The sequence below is a fragment of the Amycolatopsis rubida genome (assembly GCF_900115345.1).
GTDB classification, from domain to species: Bacteria; Actinomycetota; Actinomycetes; order Mycobacteriales; family Pseudonocardiaceae; genus Amycolatopsis; species Amycolatopsis rubida.
In genome coordinates, this window is sequence record NZ_FOWC01000005.1 from 200,261 (window position 1) to 225,934 (window position 25,674).

24 protein-coding genes are annotated in these 25,674 nt (G+C 71.0%); 9 read left to right on the top strand and 15 right to left on the bottom strand.

Annotated elements, in window-relative coordinates; all coding sequences use genetic code 11:
• Positions 1 to 33 precede the first annotated feature (33 nt).
• Positions 34 to 1,713: a GGDEF domain-containing protein gene (locus BM362_RS21420; protein WP_093574318.1), complete on the top strand. Its 1,680-nt coding sequence runs from the start codon at positions 34 to 36 to the stop codon at positions 1,711 to 1,713.
• Here BM362_RS21420 and BM362_RS21425 read toward each other — a convergent pair.
• Both BM362_RS21425 and BM362_RS21430 read right to left on the bottom strand, forming a co-directional pair.
• Entirely contained in the window at positions 1,697 to 2,341 is a 645-nt protein-coding gene (locus BM362_RS21425) for a response regulator (RefSeq protein ID WP_067580127.1), read from the bottom strand. The genes BM362_RS21420 and BM362_RS21425 overlap by 17 nt on opposite strands.
• The gene (locus BM362_RS21430; protein WP_093574319.1) at positions 2,338 to 3,537 is read right to left on the bottom strand and encodes a sensor histidine kinase; all 1,200 of its coding nucleotides are present in this window, start codon (positions 3,535 to 3,537) and stop codon (positions 2,338 to 2,340) included. Before BM362_RS21430 ends, BM362_RS21425 begins: the two co-directional genes overlap by 4 nt.
• Before the next feature lie 83 nt (positions 3,538 to 3,620).
• On the opposite strand from BM362_RS21430, the gene BM362_RS21435 reads away from it, so the two are divergent.
• Positions 3,621 to 4,346: a class I SAM-dependent methyltransferase gene (locus BM362_RS21435; protein ID WP_067579140.1), complete on the top strand. Its 726-nt coding sequence runs from the start codon at positions 3,621 to 3,623 to the stop codon at positions 4,344 to 4,346.
• Positions 4,347 to 4,484: 138 nt separating this feature from the next.
• Here the strand turns inward: BM362_RS21435 and BM362_RS21440 are convergent, their stop codons facing one another.
• The gene (locus tag BM362_RS21440) at positions 4,485 to 5,033 is read right to left on the bottom strand and encodes a snapalysin family zinc-dependent metalloprotease (RefSeq protein ID WP_067579143.1); all 549 of its coding nucleotides are present in this window, start codon (positions 5,031 to 5,033) and stop codon (positions 4,485 to 4,487) included.
• Between the two features lie 172 nt (positions 5,034 to 5,205).
• Here BM362_RS21440 and BM362_RS21445 point away from each other — a divergent pair, with 172 nt between their 5' ends.
• Complete coding sequence (locus BM362_RS21445; protein ID WP_093574484.1) at positions 5,206 to 7,125, top strand: ABC1 kinase family protein; 1,920 nt, start codon at positions 5,206 to 5,208, stop codon at positions 7,123 to 7,125.
• Positions 7,126 to 7,462: 337 nt separating this feature from the next.
• On the opposite strand, the gene BM362_RS21450 is transcribed toward BM362_RS21445, so the two are convergent.
• The 8 genes from BM362_RS21450 to BM362_RS21485 all read right to left on the bottom strand — a co-directional run bounded on the left by BM362_RS21450 (position 7,463) and on the right by BM362_RS21485 (position 14,566).
• Positions 7,463 to 7,885: a hypothetical protein gene (locus tag BM362_RS21450; RefSeq protein WP_093574320.1), complete on the bottom strand. Its 423-nt coding sequence runs from the start codon at positions 7,883 to 7,885 to the stop codon at positions 7,463 to 7,465.
• A gap of 127 nt (positions 7,886 to 8,012) precedes the next feature.
• Positions 8,013 to 8,411 (bottom strand): metal-sulfur cluster assembly factor, encoded by a 399-nt coding sequence (locus BM362_RS21455; protein ID WP_067579147.1) that lies wholly within the window; start codon positions 8,409 to 8,411, stop codon positions 8,013 to 8,015.
• Between the two features lie 82 nt (positions 8,412 to 8,493).
• A complete protein-coding gene (gene sufU / locus BM362_RS21460) occupies positions 8,494 to 8,943 on the bottom strand; it encodes a Fe-S cluster assembly sulfur transfer protein SufU (protein WP_067579149.1) in 450 nt (149 codons plus the stop codon).
• Positions 8,940 to 10,241 carry a cysteine desulfurase gene (locus BM362_RS21465; protein WP_067579151.1) on the bottom strand — a complete coding sequence of 434 codons (1,302 nt, stop codon included), beginning with the start codon at positions 10,239 to 10,241 and terminating at the stop codon, positions 8,940 to 8,942. Before BM362_RS21465 ends, sufU begins: the two co-directional genes overlap by 4 nt.
• A 50-nt stretch (positions 10,242 to 10,291) precedes the next feature.
• The gene (sufC, locus tag BM362_RS21470; protein ID WP_067579153.1) at positions 10,292 to 11,062 is read right to left on the bottom strand and encodes a Fe-S cluster assembly ATPase SufC; all 771 of its coding nucleotides are present in this window, start codon (positions 11,060 to 11,062) and stop codon (positions 10,292 to 10,294) included.
• 32 nt (positions 11,063 to 11,094) lie between these two features.
• Positions 11,095 to 12,267 carry a Fe-S cluster assembly protein SufD gene (sufD, locus tag BM362_RS21475; protein ID WP_067579155.1) on the bottom strand — a complete coding sequence of 391 codons (1,173 nt, stop codon included), beginning with the start codon at positions 12,265 to 12,267 and terminating at the stop codon, positions 11,095 to 11,097.
• A 2-nt stretch (positions 12,268 to 12,269) separates the two neighbouring features.
• The gene (gene sufB / locus BM362_RS21480; protein WP_067579157.1) at positions 12,270 to 13,718 is read right to left on the bottom strand and encodes a Fe-S cluster assembly protein SufB; all 1,449 of its coding nucleotides are present in this window, start codon (positions 13,716 to 13,718) and stop codon (positions 12,270 to 12,272) included.
• Positions 13,715 to 14,566 (bottom strand): helix-turn-helix transcriptional regulator, encoded by an 852-nt coding sequence (locus BM362_RS21485; protein ID WP_425285718.1) that lies wholly within the window; start codon positions 14,564 to 14,566, stop codon positions 13,715 to 13,717. The genes sufB and BM362_RS21485 overlap by 4 nt, the downstream gene beginning before the upstream one ends.
• A 411-nt stretch (positions 14,567 to 14,977) precedes the next feature.
• Between BM362_RS21485 and mptB the strand changes: the two genes are divergently transcribed.
• The 5 genes from mptB (at position 14,978) to BM362_RS21510 (ending at position 20,582) form a co-directional block, all read left to right on the top strand.
• Positions 14,978 to 16,603 (top strand): polyprenol phosphomannose-dependent alpha 1,6 mannosyltransferase MptB, encoded by a 1,626-nt coding sequence (gene mptB, locus BM362_RS21490; RefSeq protein WP_093574486.1) that lies wholly within the window; start codon positions 14,978 to 14,980, stop codon positions 16,601 to 16,603.
• Between the two features lie 6 nt (positions 16,604 to 16,609).
• Entirely contained in the window at positions 16,610 to 17,536 is a 927-nt protein-coding gene (locus BM362_RS21495; protein WP_067579161.1) for an ABC transporter ATP-binding protein, read from the top strand.
• Positions 17,533 to 18,321, top strand: coding sequence for an ABC transporter permease (locus BM362_RS21500; RefSeq protein ID WP_167545381.1), 789 nt, complete (start codon positions 17,533 to 17,535; stop codon positions 18,319 to 18,321). The genes BM362_RS21495 and BM362_RS21500 overlap by 4 nt, the downstream gene beginning before the upstream one ends.
• A gap of 149 nt (positions 18,322 to 18,470) precedes the next feature.
• Positions 18,471 to 19,442, top strand: a complete 972-nt coding sequence (locus BM362_RS21505) for a COX15/CtaA family protein (protein WP_093574321.1) — start codon at positions 18,471 to 18,473, stop codon at positions 19,440 to 19,442.
• 210 nt (positions 19,443 to 19,652) lie between these two features.
• On the top strand, positions 19,653 to 20,582 hold the full coding sequence (locus BM362_RS21510; protein ID WP_067579167.1) for an acyl-CoA desaturase: 930 nt from the start codon (positions 19,653 to 19,655) through the stop codon (positions 20,580 to 20,582).
• On the opposite strand, the gene BM362_RS21515 is transcribed toward BM362_RS21510, so the two are convergent.
• Positions 20,579 to 21,442 carry an ATP-grasp domain-containing protein gene (locus BM362_RS21515; protein WP_067579169.1) on the bottom strand — a complete coding sequence of 288 codons (864 nt, stop codon included), beginning with the start codon at positions 21,440 to 21,442 and terminating at the stop codon, positions 20,579 to 20,581. The two genes, BM362_RS21510 and BM362_RS21515, sit on opposite strands and share 4 nt — an antisense overlap.
• Positions 21,439 to 21,756, bottom strand: a complete 318-nt coding sequence (locus tag BM362_RS21520; protein ID WP_093574322.1) for a hypothetical protein — start codon at positions 21,754 to 21,756, stop codon at positions 21,439 to 21,441. Before BM362_RS21520 ends, BM362_RS21515 begins: the two co-directional genes overlap by 4 nt.
• Positions 21,757 to 21,848: 92 nt before the next feature.
• Here BM362_RS21520 and BM362_RS21525 point away from each other — a divergent pair, with 92 nt between their 5' ends.
• A complete protein-coding gene (locus tag BM362_RS21525; RefSeq protein ID WP_093574323.1) occupies positions 21,849 to 22,820 on the top strand; it encodes a quinone oxidoreductase family protein in 972 nt (323 codons plus the stop codon).
• A gap of 1 nt (position 22,821) precedes the next feature.
• Here the strand turns inward: BM362_RS21525 and BM362_RS21530 are convergent, their stop codons facing one another.
• Both BM362_RS21530 and BM362_RS21535 read right to left on the bottom strand, forming a co-directional pair.
• Positions 22,822 to 23,337 carry an FKBP-type peptidyl-prolyl cis-trans isomerase gene (locus tag BM362_RS21530; protein WP_067579175.1) on the bottom strand — a complete coding sequence of 172 codons (516 nt, stop codon included), beginning with the start codon at positions 23,335 to 23,337 and terminating at the stop codon, positions 22,822 to 22,824.
• A gap of 9 nt (positions 23,338 to 23,346) precedes the next feature.
• Positions 23,347 to 25,587 carry a HelD family protein gene (locus tag BM362_RS21535; protein ID WP_093574324.1) on the bottom strand — a complete coding sequence of 747 codons (2,241 nt, stop codon included), beginning with the start codon at positions 25,585 to 25,587 and terminating at the stop codon, positions 23,347 to 23,349.
• Positions 25,588 to 25,674: the final 87 nt, after the last annotated feature.

Below are 25,674 nucleotides of genomic sequence, written 5' to 3' on the forward strand. Positions count from 1 at the left end.
GCCGCCCCCTTCGGCGGTGCGAGTATCGCGTCCGTGACGACGCTGCGTGCGGTCCGATTCGCCTTCCAGCCGATGTACAGCTTGCACACCGGCGGGGTCGTCGCGTACGAAGCGCTGGCCCGGCCGGGCCGGGGCACGGCGCACGAACTGCTCGCCGAGGCCCGCCGCGCGGGCAGGCTCACCGAGGTCGACCTCGGGCTGGCCGCCGCCGCGGTGCGCCAGGAAGCGGAGCGGCCCAGCGCGCTTCCGCTGCACCTCAATGTCTCCGCGCGCACGCTCGCGGCGCCGCTGGAGGCGTTCGACGAGCTGGTCGCCGAACTAGGCGCGGCCGCACGGCGCACCCGCGACGTGGTGCTCGAAGTCGGACCGCCGTTCACGCACCTGCCTACCGGCCGCCTGCTCGACGGCATGCGCGCGCTCACCGAACAGGGCTTCCGGCTCGCACTCGACGGGCTCGGCCGCGGCGACCTGCCGCTGGCGCTGCTCGCGCAGTCGCCGGTGGACCTGGTGAAACTCGACCGCAGCGTGCTGCGCGGACTTCCCGGCGACCCGGCGTCGACGGCGGTGGTCGAGGCGCTGCTGCACTACACGACGCGCACGAACATCCGGCTGGTCGCGACCGGGATCGAAACCGAGTCGCAGCTCGACGCGGCGCAGCGCCTCGGCGTCCGGATCGCGCAGGGCAACCTGCTCGCGCCGCCCGCCGCACACCGGTCCGCGCCCGCCTCCGGCGCAGTCCTCCCGGAGGACCGGCGCACGCCCGCGCCGCCGCAGGCCCCGCGCGTCGGCGATTTCCTCCGCCCGGCCACGACCCTGCCGGTCGACGCCACCTGCGACGACGTCCGCGAGGTGCTCGCCGCCGCGGACGCGCCGAGCGGCGTGGTCGGCGTCGACGCGGACAACCGTCCACAATGGTCAGTCGACCGGACGCGATTCCTCGTCACCATCACCGGTCCGTACGGACACGCCTTGCACGCGAAGCGCTCCGCCGCACGGCTGGCGGACAAACCGCACCTGATCGAGGCGGGCGCGAGCGCGCTGGAATTCCTCGAACTGGTCACCGACGCCGACTGGGGCCGCACCGGCGACGACGTCGTGGTGGTCGACGCGTCGGGGCACTGTCTCGGCGTGGTGCTGGTGACCGAGGTCGTGCGCGGGGTCGCCGAGGCGAAGGTCGAGGAGGCGGTCACGCTCAGCCCGCTCACCCGCCTGCCGGGCAGTGAAGCGGCGGCCCGCGACGTCGAACGCCGGATCGCGAGCGGCGAGCAGTTCGTGGCGGCGTGGCTGGACGTCGACGCGTTCAAGTCGGTCAACGACAACGCCGGTTTCGCCGCCGGCGACGACCTGATCCGCGCCTTGGGCGAAACCCTCGCCGACCTCTCCCGGCGGCTGCCGCGGATGCGGGTGAGCCACGTGGGCGGCGACGACTTCCTGATCGTGTGCGACGTGGACGAGATCGGCACGGTCGCCGCGGCTTTGCTGGACACGCGCTGGTCCGCCGAGGGCATGCCGGTCACGGTTTCCCTGGCGACGCTCGTGTGCGGCAGCGGCACGATTCCGTCCTACCGGGACGCTTCCCGGCTGCTCGCGCCGCTCAAGAAACGCGCCAAAGCCGTTCCCGGTTCGAGCTGGGTGCTCAGCCGCCCCGGCAGCGACCGCGTCGAAGTCCTGCGCGGCATCGGCCGGGACGTCGCCGTCAGCCGGTCGGCCTGACGAACCCCGACTCGTAAGCCCGGATCACCGCCTGCGTCCGGTCCCGCGCGCCCAGCTTCGACAGCACGTTCCCGACGTGCGTTTTCACCGTTTGCAGCCCCAAAAACAGCTCCGCCGCGATCTCCCCGTTGGACAGTCCCGCCGCCATCAGCCGCAGCACGTCGCGTTCTCGTTCGGTCAGGAAGTCCAGCGCGACGGCGGCGCCCGGCGCGCGGCGAGCCGCCATGCCCCGGATCGCGGCCGGGAACAGCAGCGAATCCCCCGCCAGCACCGTGCGGATCCCGGCGACGATCTCCTCCGGGCGCGCGCGTTTCAGCAGGAATCCGCTCGCCCCGGCGAGCAGCGCGTCGTACACGTAATCGTCGTTTTCGAAAGTGGTCACCACGATCACCTTCGGCGGATCCTCCACAGTGGACAGAAGATGCTCCGTCGCGCGGATCCCGTCCACCGCGGGCATCCGCACGTCCATCAGCACGACGTCCGGGCGCAGCTGCCCGACGAGACCCGGCACCTCCGCGCCGTCGGACGCCTCGCCGACCACGGTCAGGTCCGGTTCGCTGTCGACGATCGCGCGCAGCCCGGCCCGGATCAGCCGTTCGTCGTCCACCAGCAGGACTCGCACGCTCACCGGTTCCCCCACGGCACCGTCACCACGACCTCCCAGCTTTCGCCCACCGGTCCCGCGGACAGCTTGCCACCCACCAGTTCCGCCCGCTCCGCCATGCCCCGCAGACCGCGTCCGCCGCGGCCGCGCGACGGCCGGGCCGAGCCGAGCGGATTCGCGACCGCCGCCCGCAGCTGCCCGTCCGCGACCGCCAGCGCGACGGTGACCGGCACCTTGCCCGCGTACCGCACCGCGTTGGTGAGGCATTCCTGCAAGATCCGGTACACCTCGCGGGAAACCACCGCTGGCACCTTCTCGACATCGCCTTGCACTTCGACGCGGCACTCCGTCCCTGACTGCTGCGTCACGGTGATCAGCGCGGGCAGGTCGGCGAGACCCGCGTGCGGCGTCCGGTCGCGTGCTTCGTCGCGGAGCAGGCCGAGCACGTGGTCGAGGTCGTCGAGCGCGGTGCGGGCCGATTCCTCGATCGCGGTAAGCGCTTCCTCGGTGAAACCCGGGTCGGTGTGCAACGTCCGCCGCGCCGCACCGGCTTGCAGCGTGACCACCGAAAGCGCGTGGCCGACCGAATCGTGGAGTTCGCGGGCGAGCCGGGTGCGTTCGGCGAGCTGGCCGGTACGGCGTTCGAGCTGCGCGATGCGTTCGGCGGCGGACCAGCCGAGCAACCGGGCGGCCGCGCGGCGCAGCACTGCGCCGAGGGCCCACACGAAGTAGATCAGCACGACGAAAGCCGCCACGAACGCCGCGGGCAGCCACGCCGAAGCCCAGCCGCGCGGAACCGTCAGCTGGAAATCCGGAGTGTCGACAAGCCGGCCGGTGAAGACTGCGTTGATCGCGAACCCGAATCCGGCGGGCAAGGCGAGCGTCGCGAGCCCGGTGACCAGACCGGCCATGACGTGCAGCACGAACATCGCCGCGCACCGCAGCCCTCCGCGTCCCGGCGCGGGCTGGGCGAGCAGTTCCCGCACCGCCGCCGCCTCCAGCACCCGCACCGCGGGCAGGAACGCGGTCGCGGCCAGCACGACGAGCATCACGACGAATCCGGCCAGGCTCGCCCAGCCCATCGTCGTGGCGAACGGCACCAGCGAGGGCATCGCGACCATGGCGAGCAGCAGGTACGGCACGCTGAGCGCGGCACCGAGGATCAAGTACACCCACCGGCGATAGGTGACCCCGCTGACCAGCGGACGGAAGAAACGCACCCGCCAATCCTGACAGGCCGCCCCGGCGGGCGCCTCCCTCCGGAGCGGGACCCTGGCGCCGGCTTTCTGGCACCGTGGAGCGCATGCCTCCTGAAGAGAGCACAGTCGTCAACGACTACGACCGGCTGGCCGACACCTACACCGTCAGGTCGGACACCGAGATCCAGAACGCCTACTACGAGCGACCCGCCGTGCTGGCGCTGGCCGGGGACGTGGCCGGGCGGCGAATTCTCGACGCGGGCTGCGGCGCCGGGCCGCTGACCGTGTCGCTGCGCGAACGCGGTGCCGAGGTGTCCGGATTCGATCTCAGCAGCAGCATGCTCGAAATCGCCCGCCGACGGCTGGGACCGGACGTGGACCTGCGCGTCGCCGATGTCGCCGAGCCGCTTCCCTACGCCGACAACGCGTTCGACGATGTCGTCGCCTCGCTCGTCCTGCACTACCTCGAAGACTGGGGCCCGGCGCTCGGCGAGTTCCACCGCGTCCTCAAGCCCGGCGGACGGCTGATCGTGGTGGTCGACCACCCGTTCGCGATTCACCTGTCGCAGCGCCAAGCCGGGCACCAGACCGACTATCCGGCCACTTACCAGTGGACCGAAGACTGGGAAGCCGGCGGCCGCGCCCTGCCGATGAGCTTCTGGAACCGGCCGCTGCACGCGATGACCGACGCGTTCACCGCGGCCGGATTCCGGATCTCGGCGATCAGCGAACCGAAACCGGTGCCGGAGGCGGAAAAGCTGTTCCCGGAGGACTACCGGATGCTGTGCGTCAGCCCGAGCTTCCTGTTCTTCGTGCTGCACGCCGGGTAGGGGGTCGTGAGTGCTGGCACCGGTCAGAACCGGCGCCAGCACTCATGAGGGCCGGAGTGAGCGCGGGGTACTTTCCCGAGCGCGCTGGGGGTCGTGAGTGTTTGTGCCGGTGAGAACCGGCACAAACACTCATGACCCTCAGTAGACCGTCGTGGTGACCCGCGTGCCGTCGCCCTCGGCACGGAACCCGTTGGCCCACAACTGCTGCACCTTCGCCGACTCCTGCGAGTCCGGCTTGGCGTTCGTGCACGACGTGCCCGGACCGTGCCCCGACATCAGCTCAGTGCACGGCCCCTCGTAGTGGTCCGGCAGCCCGAGATTGTGGCCGAGTTCGTGCGCGGCGATGCGGGTCGGGTCGTAGCCCTCGGCGACCTGGCTCGTGTCCAGGTAGACGTCGCCGTTGCCGTGCCCGTCGGTCTGCGTGTACGAGCCGCCGCTGTGCACCTCGTGGAGCACGACTGTCGCCTTGCCCTCGTCCTTGACCAGCCGCACGTCGCTGACCGCGGCGTTCCAGTTCGCCGCGCCCTGGTCGATCTGCGCGACGTAGTCCGGCGCGCCGGTCGAGCTGTAGTAGACGGTGGTCGCCGCGGCGGCGGACGCGGCGGGTGCGGTCGCCAGGCCGAAGCCCAGCGGAGCAGCGGTCGCCACGGCCAGTGCGGCGATCCGCCGGAACCCTCGTGCGTGCATCGTGTCCTCCGTACGTCATCGAGAAAGCAAGCAACCCTTTATCCGCTCGATGACGTTAGAAGTTCACCACGGGACCGACTACGTCCGAAAGTAGGACGCTCCCCCGCGAGAGGGAGGCCCGTCCCACCCCGGCTGGATCCGCGGGCACCGCCGGGCTGGTGTGCTCGTCGGCATGCAAACGCTGCTGCTCGGCCTGCTGGCCTACTTCCTCGTGCTGTGGCCGCTGGTCGCCGCGGCCCGCAAGGTGCTCGGGGTGCGCGTCGGTCTCGCGCGGGCGCTCGGCGCGGCGCTCACCGGCTGGCTCGTCGCGGGGACCGTCATCCGGCTGTTCCCGATCGCCGTGCTGACCAACGCCGGGGTCGCGATCGGGCTGCTGATCCCGCTGGCCGGCAGCGCGCTCGCGGTGACCCTGCTGGTCCTTTTCGTCGCCGAACTCGCGATTCCGTCCGGCGGACCGGGCCTGTTCGCCCGGATGCGTTCGCTGCGGTCCCGCGCCGCCCGCGCCCGCCGTTACTCGCGGATCATGCGCATCGCGATCCGCCACGGCCTCGGCTCGTTCCTCACCGGCCGGCGCACCGCGGGCCCCGACGGCTCGGCGAAACTCGCGCGATCGCTGCGGCTGGCGCTCGAAGAAGCGGGCGTGACGTTCGTGAAACTCGGCCAACTGCTCTCGACGCGCGCCGATCTTCTGCCGCCGGTCTACATCCGCGAACTCAGCAAGCTGCACGATCAGGTCCCGCCCGCGCCCGAAGACGAGGTGCGCGCGTTGCTGCGGGAGGAAATCGACCTCACCGCCTTCGCTCACATCGACGACGAACCCTTTGCCGCGGCGTCGATCGCGCAGGTTTACCGAGCCCGGCTGCGGTCCGGCGCCGAGGTCGTCGTGAAGGTGCAGCGGCCCGGGATCCGCGAGCAGGTGGAACGCGACATCGACATCGTCCGCCGCCTCGCCGCCGTGCTGTACGAACGCGCCGGCTGGGCACGTTCGCTCGGCGTACGGGAACTGGCCGACGGCTTCGCCGAATCCCTTGAGGACGAACTCGATTTCCGCACCGAAGCCGCGAACATCGAAGCGATCGCGGCGCATCCGGTCCCCGGCGTCACGCTTCCGACTGTTCACAAAGCACTGTCCACGGAGCGCGTCCTGGTGATGCGAAGGCTGGACGGCACACCGCTCTCCGCCGGTTCCGGGTGCTCCCGCGAGGACCTCGCGCGCACCTTCCTGCGCGGCCTGCTCGACCAGGTGCTGCTGGGCGGCGTTTTCCACGCGGACCCGCACCCTGGCAACGTTTTGCTGCTCGAAGACGGCACCCTCGGCCTGCTCGATTTCGGCTCCGTCGGCCGCCTCGACACCGGCCTGCGCGCCGGTCTGCAAGCCCTGCTGCCCGCCATCGACCGCGGCGACCCCGCCGGCGTCCGCGACGGCTTGCTGGAAATCGTCAACCGTCCCGACGATCTCGACGAACAACGCCTGGAACGCACCCTCGGCGCCCTGCTGGCCCGGCACTTCGGTCCCGGCCGGACACCAGGTCTCGACCTGTTCACCGGCCTGTTCCGCGTCGTCGCCGACTTCCGCCTCGCCGTCCCGCCGCCGATCGCCGCGGTGTTCCGCGCGCTGGCGACCATGGAAGGCACCCTCGCGACACTGGCCCCGGACTTCGACCTGGTCGCCGAATCCCGCGCGTTCGCCACCGAACGCATCGGCCTGCGCCCGGAAACCTTGCGCCGCACCGTCACCGACGAATTCACCGCCTTGCTGCCGGTGCTGCGCCGCCTCCCCCGCCGGGTGGACCGGATCGGCGCGGCATTGGAAAACGGCAGGCTGTCGGTGAACCTGCGGTTGTTCTCCGACGAACGCGACCGCGACCTGGTGACCGGCCTGGTGCACGAGGTGCTGCTGGCGCTGGTCGGCATCGCGACCGGGCTCATGGCCGTGCTGCTGCTGGGCAGCTCCAGCGGCCCGCGACTGGTGCCCGGGCTGACGCTGAACCACGTGTTCGGCTACAACCTGCTGATGATCAGCGCACTGGCGGGACTGCGACTGCTTTTCGTCGTCTTCCGGCGCTCCGGACGACGGCCCCGAACCCGATGACCCGCCCCTGCGGCCAGGCAGGGTAGGTGAGGGGGACCCTGAGAGGGTGTTTCGAAACCCGCGTGGTCAGTCGCTGGATCCGTGTGTTACGCGGAAGCTTGCACACAACCGCCCAGCGAGCGGCGCGCCACGCCGAAATCACAGTCAACGCCCGACCACGCCACCGGGTTTCGAAACACCCTCTGAGGGAATCTGATTCCCTCAGGGTCCCCCTCACCTACCACCAGAAGTACCGAGGACCCGTTGCGCGGCCGGGGATCGTCCGGGCGGATCGCGCCGCTCTGCCCACAACGGACGCGTGCGACCCTCCACCGCCGTATAGGTCGTTATACGGACTTCACCGGGTGAGAATCGAGTTGAGCGGCCGCCCGCCGTCGCCGTAGGCCGGCAGCAAGCCGGGGCTCACCGTGAACGCGATCGTCCCGGCCAGCGCCACCACCACCGTCAGCCCGCCCAGCAGCGAGCCCGTGCGGGCCAGGTCGCCGCCGGGCCGCTTTCCTCCCCCGAGCCGCCCCAGCACTACCGCCAGCACCCCGGCCAGCAGCGCCAGGAACCACAGCGCGCCGAGCACCAGGACGAACACCTCGGCCACGAGCGGGTAGACGCCGCTCACGAGGAGCCGGGGCCGGACCAGCAGCCAGGCCAGCCAGGTCAGCACCGCGAGCGCGAAGCTCACCGCGGCCACGGACACCGCTCCCACGGCCAGGGCGCGGCTGGGTCTTTCCTCGGGAGACACGGATGCGGAGTCAGGTTCGGTCATCGATCAGTAATAGCACCCAACCCCGACAGAATCCGGCGTTCCGCCCGCCTGCGGCCGAACGCACCCATCCCGGATGCGCCGAAGGCCGCCCCCGGCGAACCGGAGGCGGCCTTCGCAGCGGCAAACCTCAGACCGTGAAACCGAGCGCCCGCAACTGCTCGCGGCCGTCGTCGGTGATCTTCTCCGGACCCCACGGCGGCATCCAGACCCAGTTGATCCGGAAGTCGCTCACGAGGCCGCCGGACGTCAGCGCGGCCGACGTCTGGTCCTCGATCACGTCGGTGAGCGGGCAGGCCGCGGACGTGAGCGTCATGTCGATCGTCGCGGTGTTGTCGGTCTCGACCCGGATGTCGTAGACCAGGCCGAGGTCCACGACGTTGATGCCGAGTTCCGGGTCCACGACGTCGCGCATCGCTTCCTCGACGTCCTCGATCTTGGCGATGTCGGCGGGGACGGCGGCGGACTGCTCGGGCAGGTCCGCGGCGGTGCGCCCCTCGCGCGGGTCGGTGGCCGTCTCTTCGCTCATGCCGTCGCCTCCTTAAGGAGTTTCACGCTCGCTGCCCGGGCGGCGACGGCATGAATAACCATGATTCGCTTGCAAGCTGCGCTCATGCCTTCTCAGCTCCTGTGGTGGTGCTGGACACGGCGTCCTTGAACGCCATCCAGCCGAGCAGGGCGCACTTCACGCGCGCCGGGTACTTCGCGACGCCGGCGAACGCGACGCCGTCCTCCAGTACGTCCTCGTCCGGTTCGACTTTGCCCTTGCCCTGCATCAGTTCCACGAAGGCGTCCATGGTCGTGAACGCCTCCTCAAGGGTGTGCCCGACGACCAGGTCGGTCAGCACCGACGCGGACGCCTGGCTGATCGAGCAGCCCTGCCCGTCGTAGGACACGTCCTCGACTTTGCCGTCGCTGACCTTCACCCGCAAGGTGATCTCGTCCCCGCAGGTCGGGTTGACCTGGAACGACTCCGCGTCGAACGGATCGCGCAGGCCGCGCCCGTGCGGGTTCTTGTAGTGGTCCAGGATGATCTCCTGGTACATGCTCTCCAGGTTCACTGGTCCACCCCGAAGAACTTCTGCGCCTCGCGGATCCCGGCGACCAGAGCGTCCACTTCGGACAGCGTGTTGTACAGGTAGAAGCTCGCCCGCACCGTCGCCGGCACCGAACAGGCCCGGTGCAGCGGCCAAGCGCAGTGGTGCCCCACCCGCACCGCGATGCCGAGACTGTCGAGCACCTGGCCGGCGTCGTGCGGGTGCACGCCGTCGATCACGAACGCGACGGTGGCGCCGCGGTCTTCCAGGTCGGTCGGCCCGACGATGCGCACGCCCGGGATCGCGCTGATGCCCGCGATCGCGGCCGCGGCCAGCTCGTGCTCGTGCGCCGCGACGCGGTCCATCCCGACGGCGGACAGGTAGTCCACCGCCGCGCCGAGGCCGATCGCCTGCGACGTCATCGGCACCCCGGCCTCGAACCGCTGCGGCGGCGCGGCGAACGTGGTGCGCTCCATCGTGACCAGCTCGATCATCGAGCCGCCGGTGAGGAACGGCGGCATCGCTTCGAGCAGTTCGGTCCGGCCGTAGAGCACGCCGATCCCGGACGGGGCCAGCATCTTGTGCCCGGAGAACACCGCGAAGTCGACGCCGAGCGCGTGGAAGTCCACCGGGAAGTGCGGAACCGACTGGCAGGCGTCCAGCACGGTCAGCGCGCCGGCCTCTTTCGCCTTGGCCACCAGTTTGGCCACCGGGTTGACCGTGCCGAGCACATTGGACTGGTGCGCGAACGCGACCACCTTCGTGCGCGGCGTGATCAGACTGTCCATATCGGACAGATCGAGGCGGCCGTCGGGGGTGACCTTGAACCACTTCAGCGTCGCCCCGGTGCGCTGGCACAACTGCTGCCACGGCACCAGGTTCGCGTGGTGCTCCATCTCGGTGATGACGATTTCGTCGCCCTCGCCGAGCCGGAAGCGTTCCGCTTCCGGTCCGGCGGTGGCGGCGTTGCTCATCGCGTACGCCACGAGGTTGATGCCCTCGGTGGCGTTCTTGGTGAACACCAGCTCCTCCGGGTCCGTGCCGACGAACTCCGCGACCTTGGCGCGCGCGGATTCGTAGGCGTCGGTGGCCTCTTCCGACAGCTGGTGGGCACCGCGGTGCACGGCCGAGTTCGACGTGAACACGTACCGCCGTTCCGCGTCGAGCACCTGCACCGGCCGTTGCGAGGTCGCTCCGGAATCCAGGTACACCAAGGGTTTCCCGTCGCGCACAGTGCGCGTCAGGATCGGGAAGTCGGCACGCAGTGCCGCCACGTCAAGGGGAACAGAGTTGGTCGGGCTGTTCGAAGCCGTGGTGGTCATCGAGCCAACTCCTCTCTCGGTGTCGTCGGGAACGGGGCGCGGGAAGCGCCTCAGGCCTTGGCGGGCTCGGCGGAGCCGGCGTACTTGACGTAGCCGTTCTCCTCCAGCTCGTCGGCCAGCTCGCGGCCGCCGGACTCGACGATGCGCCCGTCGGCGAAGACGTGCACGAAGTCCGGCTGGATGTGGCGCAGGATGCGGGTGTAGTGCGTGATCAGCATGACGCCGACCTCGTTGCCCGCCGTGTACTCGTTGACGCCCTCGGACACGACGCGCAGCGCATCGACGTCCAGGCCGGAGTCGGTCTCGTCGAGGATGGCGAACTTCGGCTTGAGCAGCGCCAGCTGCAGGATCTCGTGGCGCTTCTTCTCGCCGCCGGAGAAGCCCTCGTTCACCGAGCGCTCGGCGAACTCCTGGGAGATGCCGAGCTTGCCCATCTCCTCCTTGACCTCCTTGACCCAGTGGCGCAGCTTGGGAGCCTCGCCCCGGACCGCGGTGGCCGCGGTGCGCAGGAAGTTCGACATCGAGACGCCGGGCACCTCGACCGGGTACTGCATGGCGAGGAAGAGGCCGGCGCGGGCGCGCTCGTCGACGCTCATCTCGAGCACGTTCTCGCCGTCCAGCAGCACCTCGCCGGAGGTCACCGTGTACTTCGGGTGGCCGGCGATCGCGTAGGACAGGGTGGACTTGCCGGAGCCGTTCGGGCCCATGATCGCGTGCGTCTCGCCGGACCGGATGGTCAGGTTGACGCCCTTGAGGATCTCCTTGGCGCCCTCGTCGGTGGTGACCGAGGCGTGCAGGTCCTTGATTTCCAGGGTAGCCATTCTTCGTTTCCTAAAGTCTGCGGTGGAGGGCGTCAGGCGCCGACGGCTTCGAGTTCGGCCTCGATCGCGGCTTCGAGGCGCTCGCGCACCTCGGGGACGTCGATCTTCACCAGGATCTCGTGGAAGAACCCGCGCACGACCAGACGGCGAGCGGCTTCTTCGGCGATTCCGCGCGACTGCAGGTAGAACAACTGCTCGTCGTCGAACCTTCCCGTCGCGCTCGCGTGGCCGGCGCCTTCGATCTCGCCGGTCTCGATTTCCAGGTTCGGCACCGAGTCCGCGCGCGCCCCGGGCGTGAGCACCAGGTTGCGGTTGAACTCGTAGGTGTCGGTGGATTCGGCCGCGGCCCGGATCAGCACGTCGCCGATCCACACCGCGTGCGCGCCCTCGCCCTGCAGCGCGCCCTTGTAGCCGACCCGCGACTTGCAGTTGGGCACCGCGTGGTCGACGAAGAGCCGGTGCTCCTGGTGCTGGCCGCCGTCGGCGAAGTAGACGCCGAGCATGTCGACGTCGCCGCCCTTGTCGGTGAACGTCGCCGTCGGCGAGACGCGGACCAGATCGCCGCCCAGGGTGATCACCGTGTGCCGCAGCGCGGCGTCGCGGCCCAGCTGCAGGTGCTGCTCGGAGACGTGCACCGCGTCGTCGGCCCAGTCCTGGACGCTGACCACGGTGACCTTCGCCCCCTCGCCGATGACGAACTCGACATTGTCGGCGTAGGTGCCGGAGCCGACGTGGTCGAGCACGATCACGGCCTCGGCGAACGCCTCGGCGCGCACCTGGAGGTGGCCGTAGGCGACCTTCCCCTCGCCCGGACCGTGGATCCGCAGCACGGACGGCTGGGACGCCTTGGTCTCCTTCGGCACGGTGACGATCGTGGCCTTGGCGAAGGACGAGTACGCCTGCGCCGCGATGCGGTCGCTCGGCACGCCCGCTTCGCCGAGGCGCGCGTCGTCGCGGCCGACGGTCTCGATCTTCAGCTCGGGCGCGGCCTCGGCCTCCAGCGTGATCTCGCCGGAGGCGACGGCGGACCCGTCGTGCAGGCCGCGCAGGCGCTTCATCGGAGTGAAGCGCCAGTTCTCCTCGCGACCGCCCGGGACCTCGAAGGCCGCGACGTCGTAGGAGGTGAACCGCTCCGCGCGGGAGGCCGCCGGAATGACGGCGCCCTCCCGCAGCGACTCGGCGACGTTGTTCTCGGTAACCGACATGACTAGCCGACGGACCCTTCCATCTGGAGCTCGATCAGGCGGTTCAGCTCGAGCGCGTATTCCATCGGCAGCTCGCGCGCGATGGGCTCGACGAACCCGCGCACGATCATCGCCATCGCCTCGGCCTCGTCGAGGCCGCGCGACATCAGGTAGAACAGCTGCTCTTCGCTGACCTTGGACACGGTGGCCTCGTGGCCCATGGACACCTCGTCGTTGCGGATGTCCACGTACGGGTACGTGTCCGACCGCGAGATCGTGTCCACCAGCAGGGCGTCGCAGACCACGCTGGAGCGCGAGTGGTGCGCCCGCTTCGCGACCTTGACCAGGCCGCGGTAGGAGGTCCGGCCGCCGCCGCGGGCGACCGACTTCGACACGATGGTCGAGGAGGTGTGCGGCGCGAGGTGCTCCATCTTGGCCCCGGCGTCCTGGTGCTGGCCCTCGCCCGCGAACGCGACCGAGAGGACCTCGCCCTTGGCGTGCTCGCCCATGAGGAAGACCGACGGGTACTTCATGGTCACCTTGGAGCCGATGTTGCCGTCGACCCACTCCATGGTCGCGCCCTCTTCGCACTTGGCGCGCTTGGTGACCAGGTTGTAGACGTTGTTCGACCAGTTCTGGATCGTCGTGTAGCGGCAGCGGGCGCCCTTCTTCACGATGATCTCGACGACCGCGGAGTGCAGCGAGTCCGACTGGTAGATCGGCGCGGTGCAACCCTCGACGTAGTGGACGTAGGCGTCCTCGTCGACGATGATCAGCGTCCGCTCGAACTGGCCCATGTTCTCGGTGTTGATCCGGAAGTAGGCCTGCAGCGGGATCTCGACGTGCACGCCCTTCGGCACGTAGATGAACGAGCCGCCGGACCACACCGCGGTGTTCAGCGCGGAGAACTTGTTGTCGCCGGCCGGGATCACGGAGCCGAAGTACTCCTGGAAGATCTCCGGGTGCTCCCGGAGCGCGGAGTCGGTGTCCAGGAAGAGAACGCCCTGCTCCTCCAGGTCCTCGCGGATCTGGTGGTAGACGACCTCGGACTCGTACTGCGCGGCGACGCCGGCCACGAGGCGCTGCTTCTCCGCCTCGGGGATGCCCAGCTTGTCGTAGGTGTTCTTGATGTCCTCGGGCAGGTCTTCCCAGCTGGCCGCCTGCTTCTCGGTGGACCGCACGAAGTACTTGATGTTGTCGAAGTCGATCCCCGAGAGGTCGGCGCCCCAGTTCGGCATCGGCTTGAGGTCGAACAGCTTGAGCGCCTTCAAACGGGCGTCGCGCATCCACTCGGGCTCGGACTTCTTCGCGGAGATGTCGCGGACGACATCCTCGTTCAGGCCGCGGCGGGCGGTGGAGCCAGCCTCGTCGGAGTCCGCCCAGCCGAAGGCGTAGTTGCCAAGGGACGCGATGGTCTCTTCCTGGCTCAACGGCTCGGTGGTGGGAGTGCGCTGCTCGGCAGCGGCAGTCATGCGGGTTTCCCTCCATTCGGGATCCGTGGTGCGTGCCCGTCGGGCGGCGCGGCCGCGGCTCCGGGCGTCGTGCGGTCCGGCTCGGGATGGGCCGGGATACCCGCCGGTCCGGCGGGTACGTGTGTGGTGCACGCGTTGTCTCCGCGCGCGATGGTCGCCAGCCGCTGGACGTGGGTGCCCAGCAGCTTCGCGAACGCTTCCGTCTCGGCCTCGCACAGCTGCGGGAATTCCGCGGCGACATGCGCGACCGGGCAGTGGTGCTGGCACAGCTGCGCACCGACGTTCGAGGCTGGGGCTCCCGCGCCGATCTGGCGGGTCGAGGCAGCGTAGCCCTCCCTGCTCAGCGCGGTGGCGAGGGCCTCGGCGCGCTCGACCGGATCAGCCGACCCGGTGATCGCCTGCCGGTGCGGCCCGACGAGTCCTTCGACCCGGCGCTCGGCGAACGCGCGCACCGCGTCCGGGCCGGCGTGCTCGGCGAGGAAGCGGATGGCCGAGGACGCGAGGTCGTCGTAGGCGTGCCCGAACCGGGCGCGGCCCGCTTCGGTGAGCAGGAACAGCTTGGCCGGGCGGCCGCGTCCGCGCGGGCCCCTGCGCGGGGCGTCACGGGTCTCGGCCTCGCCGTCGGCCTGCAGCGCGTCGAGGTGCCGCCGGATCGCCGTGGGGCTGATCCCGAGCTGCTCGGCGACCACCACGGCGGTCATCGGGCCCTGCTCCAGCAGCAGCCGGGCGACCTCGTGCCGCGTGCGGCCCTCGGCCACGTTCGCGGTGCTGACCTGCACGGGAACGCCGACAGACCCGGTGCGCGGCTGCTCGCCGCGCCCCTCGCCGGTGGTCCCGTTCTTTTTCACAACACAAGTGTGTCTTATTTCCGCCCGGCAGGCAAAGGCGGGGTGTCGCCCAGTGACCCGGCTCACCCCGGATCCGGCTCGCCGCGGCAGCACCCGCCCCAGGTCCGTGCGGGAATCCGATTCCCGCAGGCAGGCCCTCACGGGCGACAATCCGGCCCGGGAGCCAAGTCCGGCAGGAGCCGCGCCGACCCGGCCCGGCACTCCTCGGCCGCACCCGCGGCACGCCCCGAGTCCCGGAAGGGACCCTTCACCGGCCGACGGAGCAGCCTGCCCGGAGCCGGGGACCGCACGGCTCGATGCTCCGCGCGAACCGGACTCGATACGCTTCCGGGCGTGGCAGTCGGCGAACACCCGGACCAGCGGGCACCGGAACCGGACTTATCCGGCGGCTCCGACAGTGCCGCCGGCGCCGTGGCCGCTCCGCCGGCCCCCGCGCCGTCCCCGGTCGGCCCGCGCCGCACCGAACCGCTGAACGCCGCCGAGACCCGCGGCCTCGACGTGGTCCGCCGCTTCGGCACGGTCGGCTCGTTGTTCCTCGCGCTCGGCTCGCTCGGGGCCGGGGCCGCGCCGGTGATCAACCCGGTGCAGGACCTGCCGGTGCTGCGGCTGTTCATCCGGATCCCGACCGTCTCGCTCGCGATCGCCTTCTCCGGGATGGGCATCCTGGTGCTGAGCTGGCTCCTGCTCGCCCGGTTCGCCCGCCCGGCCAGCGCGCGGCTGGCCACCAGCGGCCAGCTGGCCCGCACCGTCGCGATGTGGGTCGCGCCGCTGCTGCTGATCCCGCCGCTGTTCTCCCGCGACGTCTACAGCTATCTCGCGCAGAGCGAGATCGTGCACCGCGGCATGGACCCCTACCAGCTGGGCCCGGCGCAGGCGCTCGGCGTCGCGGACCCGCTCACCGCGGGCGTCACCAACATCTGGCGCGAGACGCCCGCCCCGTACGGCCCGCTGCTGCTGCGGCTCGGCGGCTGGCTGGCCCCGGTCGGCGGCAACAACATCGTCGTCGGCGTGCTGCTGCAGCGCGGTCTCGCGATGGTGGGCGTGCTGCTGATCGTGTGGGCGGTGCCGCGGCTGGCCCGGCGGTTCGGCGTGCAGCCGGCCACCGCGCTGTGGCTCGGCGCGGCGAACCCGTTGCTGATCTTCCATTTCGTCGCGGGCGCGCACAACGATTCGCTGGCCATCGGGCTCATGGTGGCCGGACTGGAGATCGGCATCCGGCGGCTGCCGGTGCGGGTGAAGGGAGACAGTCCGCCGCCGTTGGCGAAGGGCGAATTGCTCTTCATCGCGCTCGGCGTCGCCATCATCACCGTCGGCGCCACCGTGAAGATCCCGGCGGTGCTGGCGCTGCCGTTCCTGTCGGTGATGGTCGCGCGCAGATGGCACGGGCGGCTGAAGGACCTGGTGTGGGCGGGCGCGCCGATGGCGGTGCTGTTCGGCGTGGTGCTCGCCGCGATCTGCGCCGGCACCGGGCTGGGCTTCGGCTGGATCGGCGCGACGGCGAGCACGCCGGGGCTGGTGCGGTCGTTCATCTCCCCCACCGCGGAGATCGCGAACCTCAGCGGCGTCCTCGGCATCACGCTCGGGCTCGGCAACCACACCGACGCGCTGGTGCCGATCCTCGGCACGCTCGGCAACGTGATCACCGCGGCCGTCACGATCAAATTCCTGTGGGCCAGCTTCAAATGGCGGTACCGGCCGATCATCGGGCTCGGCGTTTCGCTGGGCGCGGCGATGATCCTGCAGATCAACCTCCAGCCCTGGTACCTGCTGTGGGCGGTGATCCCGCTCGCCGCCGCGGCCGGGACGTCGCGGTTCCGGGTGGCCGCCACGGTCGTCAGCGCCGGGCTGCCGTTCCTGCTGCCGCCCACCGGCGGCACCTTCGACGGCCGCTCGTACGTCCTGCCGTGGGCCTACGGCGCGGCCGCTCTGGTGACGCTGGCCGGCCTCGCGATCGTGTACCGGGTTTCGCCGCTGCTGTTGTCCAGGACACCTCCAGCGTCCCCGGCACCGCGCGCGCCCGCCGACGTCGTATCGTGATTCGTTGTGGACAACCCCGCCGTCGAGATCTCCGGCTTGGCGAAAAGCTACGGCTCCACCACCGCGGTCGACGGCGTCGACCTGCGCATGGAGCGTGGTTCCCTGCTGGCCCTGCTCGGGCCGAACGGTGCCGGGAAAACGACCACTGTCGAGATTTGCGAGGGTTTCCGCAGACCTGACGCGGGCCAGGTGCGCGTGCTCGGCCTCGACCCCGTCGCGGACAGCTCCCGGCTCCGCCCCCGCGTCGGCATCATGCCTCAGGGCGGCGGCGCGTACCCGGGCGTGCGCGCGGAGGAAATGCTGCGGCTAGTGGCTTCCTGCGCGGCGAACCCGCACGATCCGGCGTGGCTGCTCGACGTGCTCGGGCTCGCCGGCGCGAAGCGGACCCCGTTCAAACGGCTCTCCGGCGGGCAGCAGCAACGGCTTTCCCTGGCGTGCGCGCTGGTCGGCCGTCCGGAGCTGGTGTTCCTGGACGAGCCCACCGCGGGCATGGACCCGCAGGCGCGGCGGCTGGTCTGGGACCTGCTCGCGGCCCTGCGCACCGACGGCGTGAGCGTCCTGCTCACCACCCACCTGATGGAGGAAGCGGAAACGCTGGCCGACCAGGTGGTGATCGTCGACCACGGCAAGGTGGTCGTCGAAGGCACCCCGCATTCGCTGACGCTGGAGGCGGGCGAGGCGGCGCAGCTGCGGTTCCGCGCCCGCACGAAACTCGACACGACGCTGCTCGAAGCGGCCCTGCCGGAGGGGTACCGGGTCAGCGAAACCGCGCCCGGTTCGTACCTGGTGGAGGGCGCGGTCGACCCGCAGGTGGTCTCCGCCGTGACCGCTTGGTGCGCGCAACAGGGCGTACTGCCCGAACAACTGCAAGTCGGACGGCGGACGCTCGAAGAAGTGTTCCTCGAACTCACCGGACGGGAGCTGCGCGCATGAGTTCTCCGTTCCCCGCAGGCACTTTCGCCCCCGCGCCCGGCCGCGGTTCGCTCGGCAGGATGCTGCGCACCCACGCGCGGGTCGAAGCCGGTCTGACCCTGCGGCACGGCGAACAGCTGCTGCTCACCCTCATCATCCCGCTCGCGCTGCTGATCGGGCTGAGCCTGCTGGACATCCTGCCCGCGAGCCAGCTCGGTTCGACGTCCAAAGTGGACTGGATGACGCCGAGGATCCTCGCGCTGGCGGTGATGTCGTCGGCGTTCACCGGCCAGGCGATCGCGCTCGGCTTCGACCGCCGCTACGGCGTGCTGAAGCGGCTTTCGGCGACGGCGCTGCCGCGCTGGCTGCTGGTGGCCGGACGGGTCGTGGCGGCGCTCGTCGTGGTGGCGCTGCAGTCCGTGGTGCTCGGCGTGGTGGCGGCTTTCCTGGGCTGGTCCCCTTCGGCCGCCGGCATCGGTTCCGCGGTGGTGCTGCTGGTGCTCGGAACGCTGGCTTTCGGCGCTTTGGGCGTGCTGCTGGGCGGTGCGTTGCGCGCGGAAGCCGTGCTGGCGCTGGCGAACATCGTGTGGTTCGTGCTGCTGCTGGCGGGCGGGATTCTGCTGGCCCCGTCGGCACTGCCGTCCGGGGTCGGTGGGGTGGTGTCGCTGCTGCCGTCCGGCGCGCTGGCCGAAGGGATGCGCGCGGCGCTGGTGGACGGCCAGTTCCCGCTCGGCCCGGCGGCGGTGCTCGTGGTGTGGGCCGCGGTGGCCGGAGTGCTGGCGACGCGGACTACGAAACTCACCTGAATCCCACACCCGATTTCCGGATCACCGCACGGAAATCGCGGGCCGAATGTGACGGCCGCCGCACCCGATTCCTTGCGCACGCTGGCAAATCCGTGCGGAGCAATACCGCCGCGTGAAGGCGGGAAAACGCGCGCGAGTATTCTTTCCGCGTGTCCCTTCGCAGTTTGATCGCCCGCCTGCCGTATCCGTCCGCCGCGGTCCAGCGCGGGGTCGGGATCGCCGCGGTGGTCGCGCAGGCAGGCATCGGCGTCACCGGCTCCGTGGTGCGCGTGACCGGGTCCGGGCTGGGCTGCCCGACCTGGCCGCAGTGCGTCGCGGGCAGCCTGGTGCCGGTGCGGCACCCCGGCATCGACGCGGTCACGCAGTGGATCGAGTTCTCGAACCGGATGCTGACCGGCGTCGTGATCGTGGTGGCCGCGCTCGCCGTGCTCACCGCGTGGCGGATCCAGATCGACCACCCGGAGCGCAAGCGGCTGGTGAAGCTCGCCTGGACGATGCCCGGCGGCGTCGTGCTGCAGGCGGTCCTGGGCGGGCTGACCGTGCTGGCGAAACTGGAATGGTGGACGGTCGCGATCCACTTCCTGGCTTCCACGCCGCTCGTCTGGCTGGCGGTCCTGCTGCTGAAGGCGTTCCGCGAAGGAGACGAACCCGCGCGCCCGCTGGTCCCGAAGCTGGGACGGCAGATGCTGGTCCTGCTGACGGTCCTGATGTGGGCGGTCCTCGTCGCCGGCACGACGGTCACCGGCGCGGGCCCGCACGGCGGCGACGCGAACACGCATCGCCTCGCCGCCCCGATCGAGCAGCTGGCGCGGATCCACAGCGGCCTGCTCATCGCGTACCTGGTCGTGCTGGGCGTCTTCGGGCTCACGCTGATGCGGGCCGGTGCGCCGAAGAGCGTGTGGCAGCGATATGCGTGGGCGTGGATTGTCGCGCTGCTGCAGGGCGTTCTGGGGACGGTGCAGTACGCGCTGGGCGTGCCCGAGGCGATGGTGTCGTTCCACGTGCTCGGCTCGGCGCTCGTGATCGTCGTGACGGCGGTGCTGTGGACGGGAACTCGCGACCGCGGGCCGGTGACGTCGCTGGAGCCCGCGCAGACGCGGGAACTCGCCACCGCGAACTGACGGCCTCGCGCCGCAGGGTCTCGGCCTGGGAATCACCGGGGCGAAAGGGCCCGCCCCTGCGTGCGGCCTGACCTCCTGGCAACGGACCGGAGGCCAACCCGCCACCGCGAACTGACGGTCATCCGGGCGTAACTGCGCGTCGGCCCGGCGGACAGGTCGGCGGCTTACCGTCGTCGCCGTCCGGCTTTCCGAAAAGCCCGAGGTGCCGCCATGCCGACCGCCCCTGCCCGCGCCGCCAAACCCCTTCTCTCCGGCCGGCGCGGAACCGCCGAGATGCTCGTGCTCAAGACGTTCCTGCTCGTGCCGTTCGCCGCGCTGATCGCCGCCGTGCCGCTGGTGTGGGGGTGGGGCATCGGCTGGACCGACCTGATCCTCGCGACCGTCTTCTACGTGCTCGCCACGCTCGGCGTGACCGTCGGGTACCACCGCTACTTCACCCACGGCGCCTTCAAAGCGAGCCGCCCGCTGCGGATCGCGCTCGCGATCGCGGGCAGCATGGCAGTGCAGGGTTCGGTGATTTTCTGGGTCGCGAGCCACCGTCGCCACCACGCGTTCTCCGACCGCGAGGGCGATCCGCATTCGCCGTGGCTCTTCGGCACCTCGCCCGCGGCGCTGCTGCGCGGGTTCTGGCACGCGCACATGGGCTGGATGTTCCAGCGCGAGGTCACCAACGCCGACCGCTTCGCCCCGGATCTCGTCAGCGACCGCGACCTGCGCCTGGTGAACCGGTTCTTCTGGCTGTGGATCACGCTCAGTCTCGCCCTGCCCGCCGCGCTCGGCTGGGCCTTCAGCGGCACCTGGCCGGGCGCGCTGACGGCGTTCTTCTGGGCCGGACTGGTGCGGATCGCGTTCCTGCACCACGTGACCTGGTCGGTGAACTCGGTGTGCCACCTGATCGGCGACCGCCCGTTCGCGAGCCGCGACCGCGCCGCGAACTTCTGGCCGCTGGCGCTGCTGTCCATGGGAGAGTCCTGGCACAACTCCCATCACGCCGACCCGACCTGCGCCCGGCACGGCGTGCTGCGCGGGCAGGTGGACGTCTCGGCGCGGGTGATCTGGGCGTTCGAGAGGTTCGGCTGGGCCAGCGACGTCCGGTGGCCCCGAGCGGAACGGCTGGCGGCGAAACGGCGTCCGGGCTAGGCCAGCTGCTGCCGCACCGCGGACGCGAACCGCAGCGGCGCACCCGCGTCCGCATGCCGGAACCCGAGCGACGGTTCAGTCAGCTCCAGCTCCAGCACCAGCGGACGACCGTCGTCCCCGCGAACCAGATCCACCCGCGCATACAGGAGTTCCGCCCGCAAAATCCCGAGCAGCCCGCACGCGGCGTCCAGCGCGTCCTCCGCCACCGCACGCACCTCCGGCGCCGGGACGGCAGCCGCCAGCCGCTCCTCGCGATACAACCCGGAAGTGTCCATTGAGGACTCCAGCGGCGCGAATTTCGTGAAGGCGTGCGAATAAACGCCGCCGAAGTACGTCACCGCGATCTCGCCCTGAGTGTCCACACTGGACTGATACGGCTGAACAAGACCCGTGCGGCCCTCGTCGTGCAAAGCGCGCAGATGCTGCTCCGCGTCCGCACCGGCAGAGGAGAACCGGGCAGCGCCGCGACCTCCCGCGCCCACCGAGGGCTTCACCACGAACGGCTTCTTCGGCCAGCGCGGCTTCTCCCCCGGCGGCACGATCTCGACCGGCACTGCCGGCACGCCCGCGTCGAGCAGCTCGCCGAGATAAGCCTTGTCCGTGTTCCACCGCACGACCGCGGCCGGATTGCTCAGCCCGGGCACGTCCTCGCACCAGCTGAGGAATTCTTCGCGGCGCTCCGGGTAGTCCCAGGCGGCGCGCAGCACGACGATGTCCGCCGAAGCGAAGTCGGCGGCCGAATCCCAGGCCGCCCAGCTCACGGTGAATCCGAGGTCCGCGAGCGCGGGCAGCACCGCGGCTTCGTCGCCGTCGCCCTCGGGCAACGCGGCGCAGCCGACGAAAATCGCCGAGCGGGTCACCGGCCCGCTCGCGGCCCGGCCATCTTGCGCCGGTGCGCGGCACCGATTTTGACCGTCTTCACCGTTTCGCTGTCCCACTCCGCGGCCTCCAGGTCGTCGACCTGCTCGACCAGCGCGTTCCCGGTCTCGACCCCGGCGACCAGCACGTCGCCCATCGCCCCGTCCGGGCCCACGAGCACGACCCGCGCGCCGGCCAGGCCGATGTTCTCGACCACGGCGCGCGACGGTTTGCCGTGCTTGGCCACGAACTCGCGGGCGGACGCCAGCTGGCGGGCAGTCGGCGCGGTCGGCGGGTTTTCGGTCTCCTCAGCCACGTCCGGAGCTTAACCCGAGACCCCCGCCCCCGCGGCCCGACCGTGTTCTCGGCCATAGTGGACGCCAGACGCGCCCATCTTGAGGAGGAACGATGCCGACCGCAGTGCAGGTGACCCGGACCGGCGGCCCGGAAGTGCTGGAACTGGCCGAGATCGAGCCCGGCCCGCCCGGCGCGGGCGAGTTGCTGGTCGACCTCGCCGCCGCGGGCGTCAACTACATCGACACCTACCAGCGCCAGGGCATCTATCCGATCGACCTGCCGTTCGTCCTCGGCTCCGAGGGCGCCGGGACGGTCGTGGAGACCGGCGAGGGCGTCACCGGATTCGCCCCCGGCGACCGCGTGACCTGGCAGGGTGTGCTCGGCAGCTACGCCCAGCGCGCAGTGGTCCCGGCCAGCGCCTCGGTAAAGGTGCCGGACGACGTGTCCGACGAGATCGCGGCCGCCACGATGCTGCAGGGCATGACCGCGCACTACCTGGTGCGTTCGACCTACGAAGTGCGGGCAGGCGACGACATCCTCGTCCACGCGGCGGCCGGCGGCGTCGGTCTGCTGCTGGTGCAGCTGGCCAAGGCGCGCGGCGCCCGAGTCCTGTGCACCGTGTCCACCGACGAGAAAGCCGAGCTGGCCCGCGGTGCCGGCGCGGACCACGTCATCCGCTACGACCGGGAAGACTTCGCCGCCGCGACCCGCGAGCTGACCGACGGCGAAGGCGTCGCCGCGGTCTACGACGGCGTCGGCAAGAGCACCGTCGACGGCAGCCTCGCGAGCCTGAAGATCCGCGGCACGCTGGCGCTGTTCGGCGCGGCCAGCGGCGCGGTGCCGCCGATCGACCCGCAGCGGCTCAACTCCGGCGGCTCGCTCTTCCTGACCCGCCCGACGCTCGGCCACTACCTGCGCACCCGCGAGGAACTCGACTGGCGCGCCGGCGAACTGTTCGCCGGTGTGCGGAACGGTTCGCTGAACGTCCGCATCGGCGGCCGCTACCCGCTCGCCGACGCCCGCAAGGCCCACGAGGACCTCCAGGGGCGCCGGACGACCGGGAAGCTGCTGCTGATCCCTTAGGTCAGGAAACCGAGAGGGCGTCGGTCACGAACACCAGCGTTTCGTTGGGCGCGATGCCGCGTCCGCCGTCCTTGTAGGCGAGGGCGGGCGGGATGATCATCAGCCGCCGCCCGCCCTGTTTGACGCCGACGAGGCCCTGGTCCCAGCCCTCGATCACCTGGCCGGCACCGAGGTCGAGGCCGAACGGCTCGCCGCGGTCGAACGAGCTGTCCAGCTTCTTCTTGTTCGACCAGGTGACGACCAGGTAGTTCATGGACAGCTTCGACCCGGCGGCCGCAGCCTTCCCGGCGCCCGCCGAAAGGTCCTTGGTGAGCAGCTTCTTCGGCGGGGCGCAGTCGTCCGGGATGGTGATCGCCGGCGCCTGGCCGAAGTTCCCGGTGGTCTTGATGTCGTCCGCGGTGCACTCGCGGCTCGGGGCCGCCGGGGCCGCGCCGCTGTCGCCGCCGCAGGCCGTGAGGCCGAACGCGGCGACTGCCGCGACCGCGCCGATGACGGCCGTCCTGCCGATTTTCTGCATGCCGGAAGATTAGCCAAGCCCGCCGAGAGCGGGCACCGCCGGACCAGTCCGCACCACGCCGAGCCGCTGCGTAGCCCGGGTCAACGCCACGTACAGGTCGTTGAGCCCGCGCGGCGAGCCCGCCACGATCTCGTCCGGCGACACCAGCACGACCCCGTCGAACTCCAGTCCCTTGGACCGGTCGACGGTCAGCACGCTCAGCCGCTCGTCCTCCGGAAGCAGCTTCCGCACCTCGTCGATCCGGCCGCCCGGCACCAGCACCGCGACCGTCCCACCGTCCACAGCGGACAGTTCCGCGGCCACCAGCGACGGCAGTTCCTCCTCCAGCGAAGCGGCCTCCACGCCCCACGGCGGCACCCCGGTCTCCCGCACCGACGCGGGCGCGGCCAGGTCCACGTCCAGTTCGGCGAGCACGCCCGCCGCGACCGCCATGATCTCCGCCGGGGTCCGGTAGTTCACCGTCAGCTGCTCCAGCCGCCAGCGGTCCGCGACGTACGGCGACAGCACCTCGTCCCAGGTCCGCGCTCCCCCGGCGGCCCCGGTCTGCGCGACGTCGCCGACCAGCGTCATCGACCGGTTCGGCGTGCGGCGCATCAGCAGCCGCCAGTCCATCGCGGACAGTTCCTGCGCCTCGTCCACGATCACGTGCCCGAACGTCCACGTCCGGTCCTGCGCCGCCCGCTGCGCCGCGGTCAGTTCGCTGCGCGCCTGCTGGCGTTCGGCGAACAACTCCGCGTCCAGGACGTCGGACACCCGCAGGATCTCCTCGTCCTGGATTTCCTCGTCCTGCTCAAGGATGTCCAGCACGCCCTCGGCGTAGGCCCGCTCGACGCGTTCGCGGCGCTTCTCCTCGGCCGCTTCTTCGGAGTCGTCAGTGCCGAGCAGCTCGGCCAGTTCGTCGAGCAGCGGCACGTCGGCGGGCGTCCACTTCGCGTCGCGGCCGCTCTCCAAATGCTTCCGGTCCTCTTCGGACAGCAGCTCGCCCGCCGCCCGGCCGAGGTGTTCGCGGTCGGCGAACAGGTCGTCCAGCAGGCCCGACGGCGTGAGTTTCGGCCACAGCGAGTTCAGCGCGGCGGCCACCGCGGGGCTCGACGCCAGCTCGGCGCGGATGTCCTGGACATCCTGCGCGTCCAGCAGGTCCTCGCCCAAAGCGCGAGCGGCCTGCCGGGTGAGCGCGTCGAGGACGTCGGAGACGAACAGCCGCCGCGCGAGGTTGTGCGGGCGCCGCGAACGGCGGGCCCGGGCGCGCGCCTGCGTGCAGGTCTTCCGGTCGAGCTTGAGGATCTCGCGTTCGTGCTCGATCTCGATCACCGGATCGGGTACACCTTGCCGGTCGCGGACGGCCTTGGCGAGCACCTCGGCCATCACCAGCCTGCCCTTCACCTCGGCCGCTTCCGGCGACTCGGCGCCGTCCGCGTCCAGGCCCGGCCACAGCTGGCCAATGGTCGACAGCAGCACACCGGTCTCGCCGAGCGACGGCAGCACCTGGCCGATGTAGCGCAGGAAGGTCGAGTTCGGGCCGACGACGAGCACGCCGCGCGTGGTCAGCTGCTGGCGGTGCGTGTAGAGCAGGTACGCCGCGCGATGCAGCGCGACGGCGGTCTTGCCCGTGCCCGGCGCGCCCTGCACCACCATGACCCCGCCGAGCGGCGCGCGGATGATCCGGTCCTGCTCGGCCTGGATGGTGGCGACGATGTCGGCCATCTCGCCGGTCCGGCGGCGCTCCAGCGCGGCCAGCAACGCGGCTTCGCCGGCCAGCCCGAGGTCCTGGCCCTGGTCGGCGGCGGTCAGGTCGAGGATCTCGTCGTCGAACCCGGTGACGCGGCGGCTCAGCGACCGCAGATGGCGACGGCGGCGCACGCCGTCGGGCGAAGCGGCGGTGGCGAGGTAGAACGGCCGCGCGACCGGCGCGCGCCAGTCGATCAGCAGCGGCCGGTAGTCGTCGTCCTCGTCGAACAGCCCGAGCCGTCCGATGTAGGCGGTTTCCTCGTCGCTGCCGCCGGGCACGAAATCCAGCCGCCCGAAGCACAATCCCTGCTCGACCGACCCGAGCTGGGCGAGCCGGTCGCTGTGCAGGTTCGTGGCGGCTTCGCGTTCGGTCCGCGCCTGCGGGGTCCCGCCGGTCTGGCGCAGGGTCTCGTCCAGCCGGCGCTGGGTCTGGGCGCGTTCGGCGTCGAGCTTCGCGAACAGGGCGTCGGTGTAGGCCTGCTCGCGGCGCAGCTCGGCTTCGTAGGCCGGTTCCTCGGGCAAGGAAAGGTCCTGCTTTCAGGTCGGGATCGGGGCCGCAAGAGTGCAACCGGCGAGGATCCCGGGCCATTCCTGCCCGGTCCGAAACGG

Excerpts from the sequence above, each read along its gene's own strand:
- sufD (WP_067579155.1), bottom strand. The coding sequence starts at position 12,267 with ATGTCGGTTACCGAGAACAACGTCGCCGAGTCGCTGCGGGAGGGCGCC.
- BM362_RS21500 (WP_167545381.1), top strand. The coding sequence starts at position 17,533 with ATGAGTTCTCCGTTCCCCGCAGGCACTTTCGCCCCCGCGCCCGGCCGC.
- BM362_RS21435 (WP_067579140.1), top strand. The coding sequence starts at position 3,621 with ATGCCTCCTGAAGAGAGCACAGTCGTCAACGACTACGACCGGCTGGCC.
- BM362_RS21445 (WP_093574484.1), top strand. The coding sequence starts at position 5,206 with ATGCAAACGCTGCTGCTCGGCCTGCTGGCCTACTTCCTCGTGCTGTGG.
- sufB (WP_067579157.1), bottom strand. The coding sequence starts at position 13,718 with ATGACTGCCGCTGCCGAGCAGCGCACTCCCACCACCGAGCCGTTGAGC.
- sufC (WP_067579153.1), bottom strand. The coding sequence starts at position 11,062 with ATGGCTACCCTGGAAATCAAGGACCTGCACGCCTCGGTCACCACCGAC.
- BM362_RS21455 (WP_067579147.1), bottom strand. The coding sequence starts at position 8,411 with ATGAGCGAAGAGACGGCCACCGACCCGCGCGAGGGGCGCACCGCCGCG.
- BM362_RS21450 (WP_093574320.1), bottom strand. The coding sequence starts at position 7,885 with ATGACCGAACCTGACTCCGCATCCGTGTCTCCCGAGGAAAGACCCAGC.
- BM362_RS21525 (WP_093574323.1), top strand. The coding sequence starts at position 21,849 with ATGCCGACCGCAGTGCAGGTGACCCGGACCGGCGGCCCGGAAGTGCTG.
- BM362_RS21440 (WP_067579143.1), bottom strand. The coding sequence starts at position 5,033 with ATGCACGCACGAGGGTTCCGGCGGATCGCCGCACTGGCCGTGGCGACC.
- BM362_RS21510 (WP_067579167.1), top strand. The coding sequence starts at position 19,653 with ATGCCGACCGCCCCTGCCCGCGCCGCCAAACCCCTTCTCTCCGGCCGG.
- BM362_RS21530 (WP_067579175.1), bottom strand. The coding sequence starts at position 23,337 with ATGCAGAAAATCGGCAGGACGGCCGTCATCGGCGCGGTCGCGGCAGTC.
- BM362_RS21465 (WP_067579151.1), bottom strand. The coding sequence starts at position 10,241 with ATGACCACCACGGCTTCGAACAGCCCGACCAACTCTGTTCCCCTTGAC.